The organism is Pantoea sp. B566 (assembly GCF_024793925.1).
GTDB classification, from domain to species: domain Bacteria; phylum Pseudomonadota; class Gammaproteobacteria; order Enterobacterales; family Enterobacteriaceae; genus Pantoea; species Pantoea ananatis.
In genome coordinates, this window is record NZ_JANUQL010000003.1 from 1,718,333 (window position 1) to 1,729,713 (window position 11,381).

Annotated in this window: 12 protein-coding genes; 3 read left to right on the forward strand and 9 right to left on the reverse strand. The window is 55.3% G+C overall.

Annotation, left to right across the window (positions count from 1 at the left end; genetic code table 11):
- The first annotated feature begins 205 nt into the window (after positions 1 to 205).
- From mutS to NYE92_RS09605, 3 genes are all read left to right on the forward strand, one after another.
- The gene (mutS, locus tag NYE92_RS09595; RefSeq protein ID WP_014594426.1) at positions 206 to 2,767 is read left to right on the forward strand and encodes a DNA mismatch repair protein MutS; all 2,562 of its coding nucleotides are present in this window, start codon (positions 206 to 208) and stop codon (positions 2,765 to 2,767) included.
- A 225-nt stretch (positions 2,768 to 2,992) separates the two neighbouring features.
- A complete protein-coding gene (locus NYE92_RS09600) occupies positions 2,993 to 3,469 on the forward strand; it encodes a helix-turn-helix domain-containing protein (RefSeq protein WP_014594427.1) in 477 nt (158 codons plus the stop codon).
- 48 nt (positions 3,470 to 3,517) lie between these two features.
- The gene (locus NYE92_RS09605; protein WP_072139000.1) at positions 3,518 to 4,255 is read left to right on the forward strand and encodes a 2-phosphosulfolactate phosphatase; all 738 of its coding nucleotides are present in this window, start codon (positions 3,518 to 3,520) and stop codon (positions 4,253 to 4,255) included.
- A gap of 64 nt (positions 4,256 to 4,319) precedes the next feature.
- Here NYE92_RS09605 and rpoS read toward each other — a convergent pair whose 3' ends face one another.
- The 9 genes from rpoS to NYE92_RS09650 form a co-directional block, all read right to left on the reverse strand.
- Positions 4,320 to 5,312 (reverse strand): RNA polymerase sigma factor RpoS, encoded by a 993-nt coding sequence (gene rpoS, locus NYE92_RS09610; protein WP_013026913.1) that lies wholly within the window; start codon positions 5,310 to 5,312, stop codon positions 4,320 to 4,322.
- Positions 5,313 to 5,363: 51 nt separating this feature from the next.
- Positions 5,364 to 6,479 carry a murein hydrolase activator NlpD gene (nlpD, locus tag NYE92_RS09615; RefSeq protein ID WP_013026914.1) on the reverse strand — a complete coding sequence of 372 codons (1,116 nt, stop codon included), beginning with the start codon at positions 6,477 to 6,479 and terminating at the stop codon, positions 5,364 to 5,366.
- Between the two features lie 165 nt (positions 6,480 to 6,644).
- Positions 6,645 to 7,271 carry a protein-L-isoaspartate(D-aspartate) O-methyltransferase gene (locus tag NYE92_RS09620; RefSeq protein WP_014605172.1) on the reverse strand — a complete coding sequence of 209 codons (627 nt, stop codon included), beginning with the start codon at positions 7,269 to 7,271 and terminating at the stop codon, positions 6,645 to 6,647.
- Entirely contained in the window at positions 7,265 to 8,026 is a 762-nt protein-coding gene (gene surE / locus NYE92_RS09625; RefSeq protein WP_014594429.1) for a 5'/3'-nucleotidase SurE, read from the reverse strand. Before surE ends, NYE92_RS09620 begins: the two co-directional genes overlap by 7 nt.
- A 282-nt stretch (positions 8,027 to 8,308) precedes the next feature.
- Complete coding sequence (gene truD, locus NYE92_RS09630) at positions 8,309 to 9,349, reverse strand: tRNA pseudouridine(13) synthase TruD (RefSeq protein WP_259018900.1); 1,041 nt, start codon at positions 9,347 to 9,349, stop codon at positions 8,309 to 8,311.
- Positions 9,346 to 9,828: a 2-C-methyl-D-erythritol 2,4-cyclodiphosphate synthase gene (gene ispF, locus NYE92_RS09635; RefSeq protein ID WP_259018901.1), complete on the reverse strand. Its 483-nt coding sequence runs from the start codon at positions 9,826 to 9,828 to the stop codon at positions 9,346 to 9,348. Before ispF ends, truD begins: the two co-directional genes overlap by 4 nt.
- The gene (ispD, locus tag NYE92_RS09640) at positions 9,828 to 10,544 is read right to left on the reverse strand and encodes a 2-C-methyl-D-erythritol 4-phosphate cytidylyltransferase (protein WP_014594431.1); all 717 of its coding nucleotides are present in this window, start codon (positions 10,542 to 10,544) and stop codon (positions 9,828 to 9,830) included. The genes ispF and ispD overlap by 1 nt, the downstream gene beginning before the upstream one ends.
- Before the next feature lie 3 nt (positions 10,545 to 10,547).
- The gene (gene ftsB / locus NYE92_RS09645) at positions 10,548 to 10,865 is read right to left on the reverse strand and encodes a cell division protein FtsB (protein WP_024471451.1); all 318 of its coding nucleotides are present in this window, start codon (positions 10,863 to 10,865) and stop codon (positions 10,548 to 10,550) included.
- Between the two features lie 168 nt (positions 10,866 to 11,033).
- Positions 11,034 to 11,354, reverse strand: a complete 321-nt coding sequence (locus tag NYE92_RS09650; RefSeq protein WP_013026921.1) for a DUF3561 family protein — start codon at positions 11,352 to 11,354, stop codon at positions 11,034 to 11,036.
- Positions 11,355 to 11,381: the final 27 nt, after the last annotated feature.

Below are 11,381 nucleotides of genomic sequence, written 5' to 3' on the forward strand. Positions count from 1 at the left end.
CTCTCTCATCAAAAAAATCATTCAGTTGGCGACCCGGCTTTGCTAACTTCATTACCCGCTGCGGTAAGCCGGATGATGCAGGAGCCGTAAAATGGTACTATTTCCGCGCGGCATATGCAGCATGATGGTCGCTGCCTATCACCCTTGTTTAACCCAGCGAAAACCGTGACGGGAAAAGGAAGAGTCAACCTTGAGTAAGAATGAGATGAACAAAACAGCGCACATGGACTTGAGTACTCACACGCCAATGATGCAGCAATATTTACGCCTCAAGGCTGAGCATCCGGATATCCTGCTGTTTTATCGCATGGGCGATTTCTACGAGCTGTTTTATGACGATGCCAAACGTGCCTCTCAGCTGTTAGACATTTCCTTAACCAAACGCGGTGCCTCGGCAGGCGAGCCGATCCCCATGGCCGGTGTGCCCCATCACGCCGTCGAAAACTATTTAGCCCGGCTGGTGCAACTCGGTGAATCAGTCGCCATCTGTGAGCAAATTGGCGACCCTGCGCTGAGTAAAGGCCCGGTGGAACGCAAAGTCGTTCGTATTGTTACCCCGGGCACCATCAGCGATGAAGCCCTGTTACAGGAACGGCAGGATAACCTGCTGGCGGCAATTGTTCAGGGGGCGCGCGGCTATGGTTATGCCACGCTGGATATCAGCTCAGGCCGTTTTCGCCTGAGTGAACCTGCCGATCAGGAAACGATGGCGGCAGAGCTGCAGCGAACGAATCCTGCCGAGCTACTTTATCCGGAAGATTTTGCTGCGATGGCGCTTATCGATCAGCGTCGCGGTTTACGTCGCCGTCCGCTTTGGGAGTTTGAAATCGACACGGCGCGTCAGCAGCTCAACATGCAGTTTGGCACACGGGACTTAAACGGTTTTGGTGTTGAGCAGGCGCACCTGGGTCTGCGCGCCGCCGGTTGTCTGCTGCAGTATGTGAAAGATACCCAACGAACCAGCCTGCCCCATATCCGCTCTCTTAGCATGGAGCGTCAGCAGGACAGCATCATTATGGATGCGGCCACGCGCCGTAACCTTGAAATTACGCAAAATCTTGCGGGCGGAACAGAGAACACGCTGGCCGCCGTGCTGGATAAAACCGTCACGCCAATGGGAAGCCGGATGCTAAAGCGCTGGCTGCATATGCCGCTGCGTGACAGTAGTATCATCGCGAAACGACAGGCATCAATTGCAGAGCTGCAACCACTCAGCGATGTGCTGCAACCCGTTCTGCGTCAGGTCGGTGATTTAGAGCGTATTCTGGCCCGACTGGCGCTGCGAACGGCGCGCCCGCGTGATCTGGCGCGCATGCGCCATGCCTTTCAGCAGTTGCCGGAACTCAACGATCTGCTGGCAAACGCCGAATCCCCCCAGTTGAAAACGCTGCGTGCACAGATGGGCGAGTTTAGCGAACTGCGCACTCTGCTTGAGCAGGCCGTTGTCGAATCCCCCCCGGTATTAATCAGGGATGGTGGCGTTATTGCGCCCGGTTATAACGCCGAGCTTGATGAGTGGCGAGCACTCGCCGATGGCGCAACAGATTATCTGGATCGACTGGAAGTTCGCGAACGCGAAAAGCTCGGTCTGGACAGCCTGAAAGTGGGCTTTAACGGCGTTCACGGCTACTACATTCAGGTCAGCCGTGGCCAGAGCCATCAGGTGCCTATCCACTATGTTCGCCGTCAGACGTTGAAGAACGCAGAGCGCTACATCATTCCAGAGCTGAAAGAGTACGAAGATAAAGTCCTTACCTCTAAGGGCAAAGCGCTGGCGCTGGAGAAAAGCCTGTATGAAGGCCTGTTTGACCAGCTGTTGCCGCATCTTGAAGCGCTGCAGCTCAGTGCGGCGGCGCTGGCCGAACTGGATGTCCTGAGTAACCTCGCGGAACGTGCCTGGACACTTAACTACTGCCGTCCCACGCTGCACGACAAGCCCGGGATTAAAATTACCGCCGGCCGCCATCCGGTAGTGGAGCAGGTCCTGAAAGAACCTTTTATCGCGAACCCGCTCTCTCTGGCCCCACAACGCCGCATGTTGATCATCACCGGTCCGAATATGGGCGGTAAAAGTACCTACATGCGCCAGGCGGCATTAATCGCCCTGATGGCCTGGATTGGCAGCTTCGTTCCTGCCGAAGAGGTGGTCATTGGTCCACTGGATCGTATCTTCACCCGTGTGGGCGCGGCAGATGATCTGGCCTCCGGGCGTTCGACCTTTATGGTTGAAATGACCGAGACGGCCAATATTCTGCACAACGCGACAGAAAACAGCCTTGTCCTGATGGATGAAATCGGCCGCGGCACTTCGACGTATGACGGTTTATCGCTGGCCTGGGCCTGTGCGGAAAATCTGGCTAACCGTATTAAAGCGATGACCCTGTTTGCAACGCACTACTTTGAACTGACAACCCTGCCTGAAAAACTGGAAGGCGTGGTTAACGTTCACCTGGACGCAGTTGAACACGGCGATACGATTGCGTTCATGCATAGCGTGCAAGACGGGGCTGCCAGTAAAAGCTACGGACTGGCCGTAGCTGCGCTCGCGGGCGTGCCCAAAGAGGTCATTAAACGGGCGCGCAATAAGCTGAAAGAGCTCGAAACGGTTTCCAGTCAGTCCGCGACGTCAAACATTGACGGCTCGCAGTTGCCGCTGTTGGTGGAAGAAACCTCCCCTGCCGTGGAAGCACTTGAGGCACTGGATCCCGATACGCTGACACCGCGACAGGCGCTGGACTGGATCTATCGACTTAAATCGCTGGTCTGATCACTGCCGCCCTTGACTGGGCGGCAACTGACTGCGCGTCAACCTTCTCTTGCGCCCGCGTTTCCCATTCTGCTGGCGCATTTTTCTGTTACTGCTTTACGCTATGACCGGCCGTTAAAGCGGTGTCATACTGCTGTCGTGTGCCTGTCGTGCTGCGATCGTGTTCCTGACGACGCTAACCGGGGATGCTGCTTACCGATTGTTTACTCTTTCGGAGACTGCACTATGCGTAACCTGAATAAAGTCAGAGAATATCGTCTTGCCCGCGCCTGGTCACAGGAGCAACTGGCCGAAATGGCCGGACTCAGCACCCGAACCGTACAACGCATTGAAAACGGTGATCCACCCAGTCTGGAAACGTTAAGCGCGCTGGCGGCCGTCTTTGCGTGTAAAATCACCGACCTGACCAGCGAGGCATCAGCGGAGAACGGCGAAGCGTTGGACAGCTACATTTCAGATGCCCGCCTGCAGCTTGCTGCCGAGAGTCGGTTTTACCGTTCTCTGTTTAGCGCCGTGGTAGTGTGCACACTGCTGTTCGTCCTCAACCACTTTACCTCGCCGAATGAGCGCTGGTCACTTTGGGTCGCTGCTATTTGGGGAGCCTTACTCGTGGTCAGAGCATTACGCCTGTTTATTTTCAAGGAAGCGATCCGCCGTTGGCAGCAAAGACGGCTGCAAAAGTTATTGCGCAGGCAGGGGTAACTTAGCGGGTTGCGCCTTCCTGTTATCCTCACACTTCAGGAACAGCTTATGCACTGGTACAGTCAGGACGCGTTTGCAATTCGTCTCGAATGGGGCATCGCCGCACTGGATCATCTTGCCGGCAATGTGGATGCCATTGTGATAGTGGATGTGATGTCCTTTTCCACCTGCGTCAGTCTTGCCGTGGAGAACGGGGCACGCGTGTATCCCTATCCCTGGAAAGATCAGACTGTCGTCCATTATGCGCAGTCCGTCGGTGCTGTCGCGGCGAACAGCGACAGGCGATTCGGTGGCGAAGGCTACAGCCTGTCGCCCCGAACGTTGCTCAGCGTTCGCCCTGGTGAAAGGTTGGTACTGCCCTCCCCTAATGGCTCCGCGACCTGCTTCCGGGCACGAGAGTGGGGCGTGCCCGTGCTGACAGGCTGTCTGAGAAACCTCACTGCCACCGCCGAGGCCTGCCGCCCCTTTAAACGTCTTTTGATTGTCCCCTGCGGCGAACGTTGGCCGGACGGGAGCCTTCGCCCCTGTATTGAGGACTATGTGGTTGCCGGGGGGATCATTGCCGCACTTGAGCGAAACTCGCTGTCACCGGAAGCACAGACCGCTGTCGCAGCCTGGCACGCTCATCAGTTGCAGGATTTCACGGCGCTGTTTCACTGTTCGTCAGCAGCAGAACTGATACAGCGCGGTTTTCCGGAGGATGTAACATTGTGCCTGACAAAAGATGCGGCCCGTCGGCCCTGTTTTTTGTCAGGCGAGTATTTTGCCCTGCGGGCAGAGGCATAACACGCAGATAAAAAAAAAGCGATGGGGTTAACCATCGCTTTCTGTTGATGTGCTCTGTGACGGCTTATTCGCGGAACAGTGCTTCAATGCTGAGGCCCTGACCCTGCAGGATTTCACGCAGACGGCGCAAACCTTCAACCTGAATCTGACGCACACGCTCGCGGGTTAAACCGATTTCACGGCCAACATCTTCGAGCGTTGCCGCTTCATAGCCCAACAGGCCGAAACGACGAGCCAACACTTCGCGCTGCTTAGCGTTCAGTTCGAACAACCATTTAACGATACTTTGTTTCATATCGTCATCTTGCGTAGTGTCTTCTGGGCCGTTGTCTTTTTCATCGGCCAGAATATCCAGCAGCGCTTTCTCAGAATCCCCTCCCAGTGGAGTATCAACTGAGGTAATGCGTTCGTTGAGACGCAACATACGACTAACGTCATCAACCGGTTTATCCAGTTGTTCTGCAATTTCTTCCGCACTCGGCTCATGGTCAAGCTTGTGAGAAAGTTCACGCGCAGTACGCAGATAAACGTTCAGTTCTTTAACAATATGGATTGGCAAACGAATTGTACGGGTCTGGTTCATGATTGCCCGTTCAATGGTCTGACGAATCCACCAGGTGGCATACGTTGAGAAGCGGAATCCACGTTCTGGATCAAACTTTTCAACGGCGCGGATCAGGCCGAGGTTACCTTCTTCAATCAGGTCCAGCAGAGCCAGACCGCGATTGCTGTAACGTCGGGCAATCTTAACCACCAGGCGTAAGTTACTTTCGATCATGCGGCGACGAGAAGGAATATCACCTCGTAATGCGCGGCGAGCAAAAAGAACTTCTTCCTCTGCCGTCAGCAATGGAGAATAGCCAATCTCCCCAAGATAGAGTTGAGTAGCATCAAGTACACGTTGCGTCGCACCCTGCGCCAGCAACTCCTCTTCTGCTACATCATTGTCGCCAGATTCATTTTCAACGAGTGCCTTCTCATCAAAAATCTCTGCTCCATTCTCTTCGAATTCCGCGTTCTCATGTAACTCGTTTACTTTCAGCGTATTCTGGCTCATAAGTGGCTCCTACCCGTGATTCCAGGGCAGATTCCTGAGGACTCTGCCGGATTATCGCTGCGGCAAATAACGCAACGGGTTTACGGATTTCCCCTTGTAACGAATTTCAAAGTGTAATCTAACTGAACTGGTTCCGGTGCTACCCATGGTAGCGATCTTTTGCCCAGCCTTAACTTCCTGTTGTTCCCGGACCAGCATTGTATCGTTATGGGCGTAGGCACTCAGGTAATCATCATTGTGTTTAATGATGATTAAATTACCGTAACCACGAAGCGCATTGCCTGCGTAAACCACCCTTCCTGAAGCAGTGGCTACAATTGGCTGTCCGCGCGAACCTGCGATATCGATGCCTTTATTGCCACCCTCGGCGGCAGAGAAGTTATCGATGATCTTACCTTCAGTTGGCCAACGCCAGCTTCCCACAGGGGTTGAACTGTTAGTTGTACTGCTAACCGTAGGCGGTGCGGTAACGGCTGGAGCTGTTGTCGTTGCAACATTTGCTCCCTTCGAAGGCAACAATTTGCTGCCACTCGATTCACCCGAATCATCAGAATACGTAATAACAGGCTGCTGTGCAACAGGGGCCTGTTTTATTTGTGGTGCACTCACAACGCCGCTTTGCGTTGCATCTGCAGCGGTGATGGCGTTGCCACCGGTAATGGGCTGACCCGAGCCGTTGTCAACCTGTAGCGTCTGTCCCACATTCAGGCTGTAAGGGGCCTGAACATTGTTGCGCTGCGCTAAATCGCGGAAGTCATTGCCCGTAATCCAGGCGATATAGAACAAGGTATCCCCACGTTTTACGGTGTAGGTCTGGCCAGAATAGCTACCTTTAGGAATATTCTGATAACTTCTGTTGTACACAATCCGGCCATTTTCAGTTTGCACATTATTATTATTGGCACTAATGATTCCCGAATTGTTCTGCGGTAAAGGTGTACTACGGCTTAACATTCCGCCCTGCGGTGGCACAGAGGGCACGCCGCCGGTGGCTGGCGCAGTACCAGAGCCAGCCATATTACTGTTGTCATTAACGCTGTTGCTGTCGCCGATATTGCTTATCGGCGCCTGAGTATTATCGCCTGAACTACAGCCTGCCAGCCAAAAACTCACCAGTGAAAGCGCCGCCAGACGGCGTAACTGAAAAATTGTGCTTCCCGTGCTCATTAATCCCCCGTGGTGGCAACCTTTAAAAAACTGACTTACTCGTCTCACCAGCACAATACACTGTGCGGCACGTTAAACGCTGGATTTTCGTTGAATGAACTGGATAGTAGCAATATCAACTACCTGATTCCATGAAACAGTTATGAAGAAATGCTAACAAGGCAGTCAGGCCAGATCGCCCTGAACTAAGGGAACGAAACGGACCGGCTCAATGGTTTCTTCTGTAATCTCATTGCCGCGGCGGCGCAGACGCTTTAACACCTGCTGCTCCTCACCTACGGGCAGCACCATAATGCCGCCTTCCGCCAGTTGCGCTATCAGCGCAATCGGAATTTCAGGCGGTGCCGCGGTAACGATAATGGCATCAAAAGGGCCACGAGACGGCCAACCCTGCCAGCCATCGCCGTGTCGGGTTGAAACATTGTGTAAATCAAGCTGTTTCAGGCGCCGTTTGGCCTGCCACTGCAGGCCTTTAATGCGCTCGACCGAGTAAACGTGTTCAACCAGGTGGGCGAGGATGGCGGTCTGGTAGCCGGAACCGGTGCCAATCTCCAGCACGCGCGCGTGCTCTGTCAGCGCCAGCAACGCGGTCATGCGTGCCACCATATAGGGCTGCGAGATGGTTTGACCGGACCCGATGGGCAGCGCCATGTTGTCCCAGGCTTTGTGCTCGAAGGCTTCATCAATAAAGCGTTCGCGCGGGACATCGGCAATGGCTTTTAACAGGTGCTCATCTTTAATGCCCTGTTGACGCAGCTGTGACAGCAATGTCTCAATACGCCGACTTACCATGCCAGGTGTACCTCAGCGTTGGCCAGCCAGGTGCTGAGAACAGCCTGCGCATTATGCGCAGTCAGATCGACGTGCAATGCAGTCACTGACACATAACCCTCATCCACGGCGGCAAAGTCAGTCTCAGGGCCCGCATCCAGTTTTTCACCGGGCGGTCCAATCCAGTACAGCGGATTACCACGAGGGTCGGTTTGCGCAATCACCCGATCGGCCGGATGACGGCTGCCGCAGCGCGTGACGCGAATGCCCTTTATTTCAGCCAGAGGCAAATCGGGCACGTTGATATTTAAGATGCGTCCGGTGCGCAGCGGTTGTTGCGTCAGCGCTTTAAGAATGGCACAGGTCACTGCCGCGGCAGTGTCATAGTGCAGCTGGCCATTTAGCGATACCGCCACGGCGGGCAATCCCAGATGGCGGCCCTCCATTGCGGCCGCTACCGTACCGGAATAGATCACATCATCCCCCAAATTGGGGCCGGCATTAATGCCTGACACCACGATGTCTGGCCGGGGCTGCATAAGCGCATTCACGCCCAAATAAACGCAATCGGTGGGCGTCCCCATTTGCACGGCAATATCCCCATTGTCATGGGTAAAGGTGCGCAACGGGGTTTCCAGCGTCAATGAGTTAGAGGCACCACTGCGATTACGATCCGGTGCCACAACCTGCACCTCGGCAAATTGACGCAAAGCCTTTGCCAGCGTCTGAATACCAGGCGCGTGGATGCCATCATCGTTGCTGAGCAATATCCGCATTTAATTCTGACCTTTTCTGTTCAACCGGGCCGCCGTTATATGGACCTGTTTTGAGGCATGGCAACAAGTTAAGAGTGGACAGCGACTTTTGCATTCTAGCGGTGAGCGAGAGGAAGTGGTAGGCGAAAATCAAACGAACGGGCAGGAAAAGAGCAAGGTCGCTACGATGTTAAAGCATCTGGAACAGTGAAATACGCATACTGCCATGCCAACGGGCCGCCTACGCGGCTCGTTGGCAGCCTGGCGACGAGGCCGGTTCTGATACACAGGCGACGTCGCGGCTTATTCGTCAGGCATATCAAGTAACTCGGTGCTGTTGAGCAACTCCCGGACAACGCTGGTGGCAAAGCTGCCTGCGGGCAGCCAGAATTGCATCTCCAGCGTGGCCTCATCCTGCCAGCGCCAGCGCAGGTCGCGCGGAACCACCAGCATCGCCCGGCGCCCGGCATCCACGCGCTCACGCTCAAGCAGACCGCGCAGCTCACCGGCATCGGCCAGGCACTGCTGTTCAAAAGCCAGCGCATCCGCCTGAGGGCCGGGCTCGCCCTGCCCCGGTAACGGTGCCGTAATGCGAAGCGCATGCTGATTAACACGCGTCTGCAGCTCGGCCAGATCTTCCGGCTGGGCAACGAACCAGCTGCCGCGACCGGTAAGCTGCAGTGCATCCCCGTTCATAACCTGGGTTAATCCGCCCTGCTGCGCTAAACGCATGCTGGTGACCTGATTAAACAGCGCACTGCGCGCCGCAGAGAGCATCAGTCCGCGCTTGCTGCGATCGCGTATCTGAATCTCGTTCCGCGCTAACTTTGCCGCCGTCACCAGGTTATTGCCGTTGCGGCCAAAGCGTTGTTCGCCAAAATAGTTGGGCACGCCGTTATCACGGATGCTAACCAGCCGCGCCTCGGTTTCCTCACGATGGCTGACCTGCCGGATCACCAGCCGGAATGCATTTCCCGCCAGGGCGCCGATGCGCAGCTTGCGCTTATGGCGCACCACCTCAAGTATGTCAACGCCGTCCAGCGCAAACCCCGCCAGAACGGGCATGGAATTGCCGGGGACGCGAAAGCAAAGCGTCTGTTCCGTGACCGCATGGCGATCTTTCATGCCCGCATAGCTCAGGTCGCGTACGCTGACCTTCATAAACTTCGCCAGGGCTTCGGCAACAAAACGGGTATTGGCGCCGCTTTTGCGAATGCGCACCAGCACGTGCTCACCCTCGCCATCCGGCTGATAACCCAAATCTTCCACGACCACGAAATCTTCCGGTGTCGCTTTAATCACGCCTGTCGCCTTTGGCGTACCCTGCAGGTAGTGCAGCGTCATGCCGGTTCCACTTTCAACAGTAAGGCCACCGCTTCACAGGCAATACCTTCACCCCGACCGGTAAAACCGAGTTTCTCGGTGGTGGTGGCTTTAACGTTAACCTGGTCCATGTGGCAGCCCAGATCTTCGGCAATGTTAATGCGCATTTGCGGCACGTGCGGCAGCATTTTAGGTGCCTGGGCAATCAGCGTGACATCGACGTTGCCAATGCAGTAGCCTTTAGCCTCAATGCGACGCCATGCTTCACGCAACAGCCCGCGGCTGTCCGCGCCTTTGAACACTGGATCGGTGTCCGGGAACAGCTTGCCGATATCGCCCATGGCCACCGCGCCCAACAGCGCATCGGTGAGCGCATGCAGCGCCACATCACCATCGGAATGGGCAATAAAGCCATACTCAAATGGGATTCGCACACCGCCAATCACCAGCGGACCTTCTCCACCGAAGGCGTGAACGTCAAAACCGTGACCGATACGCATTATGTGCTCTCCTTTGACTGAATCTGACTGAGATAAAAAGCCGCCAGGGCTAAGTCTTCCGGGCGGGTAACTTTGATGTTGTCGCTACGGCCTGTTACCAGCTCAGGATGATAACCGCAGTACTCCAGCGCCGAGGCTTCGTCGGTAATGGTCGCCCCTTCGTTCAAGGCTCGCATCAGGCTGGCCGTCAGTAAGGCCCGGGGGAAAAATTGCGGGGTTAAAGCGTGCCACAGGTTGTCGCGATCGACAGTGTGCGCAATCGCCGCCTGACCAGGCTCGCCGCGTTTCATGGTGTCACACACGGGCGCCGCCAGAATGCCGCCCGTTTTGCTGGTTTCCCGCAACTGCAGCAGACGATCCAGGTCGTCAGGATGCAGGCAAGGCCGTGCCGCATCGTGAACCAGCACCCAGCTGGCACCCTGAGCTGCCTGCAGGCCGGCCAGAACCGACTCCGCGCGCGTATCGCCTCCGGTGACGCAAATCACGCGCGGATCGTCTGCCAGAGGCAAAGCAGCAAAGTGCCGATCGTCTGGGCTTAACGCGACGATAACCTGCGAGACAGCTGGATGGGAAAACAGACGGGCAATGCTGTGTTCCAGAAGGGTGTGCTGACCAATCGTCAGATACTGTTTAGGGCAGGTTGCCTGCATGCGGCTGCCGATACCGGCAGCGGGCACAACGGCAATCACATCCGCAGAGTGGGACCGATTGTTCATGTTTTATCGTTGTTGGTTTTGCGCGGCTTGTTGCGCGTTGCGTTTGTTCTGGTCAGGGACCAGACGATAGAAGGTTTCACCAGGCTTAATCATGCCTAATTCGCTGCGTGCGCGTTCCTCAATCGCTTCAGAGCCGCCATTGAGATCGTCAATTTCGGCAAAGAGTTGATCGTTGCGCATTTTCAATTTGGCGTTATTCGCCTTTTGTACCGCAACGTCATCGTTGACGCGCGTAAAGTCATGGATGCCGTTCTTACCCAGCCACAATGAATATTGCAGCCAACCCAACAGCACCAACAGCAGTAACGTCAGTTTTCCCATCCCGCCCCCTAAAAACGGCCCAATCATCCCATAACTTTACCCAGGACTCCACACTGGCAGTAAAAATGGCGTGCAATGCCGTTTATGCAGACAAAAAAGGCAGGAAAAGATCGGACGCAAAGCAGGAAAACTTTTGTAACCTGCTGCTGCGTTTGGACATCAGTGTCCTTACCAGCGGGACAGAAACAGGAACAGTAACCAGAACTGACAGGCCACCGCAGCAACGCAGATCAGAACGGTCCAGAGCAGTTGCCCACGGAGCCAGGTATTCAATACCATTCCTGTGAGAACGGAAACGGGAAACAGTGCCAGGAAAAAGGGCCACGTGTAGAGGAAGAAAAACAGCGTGCTGGAGCCGTACAACAGGAAAGGTATGGCAAGCGCGCACCAGTAACAGATAAAGCCAATGACGCCTCCAGGAAGGACGGAACGAGGCTCATCCGGTGTACGGTGGTCTTTGCGTGCCAGCATGGGAGTAATGTTCTGCATAAATATCCTGTCAACGCGAAGGCGGCA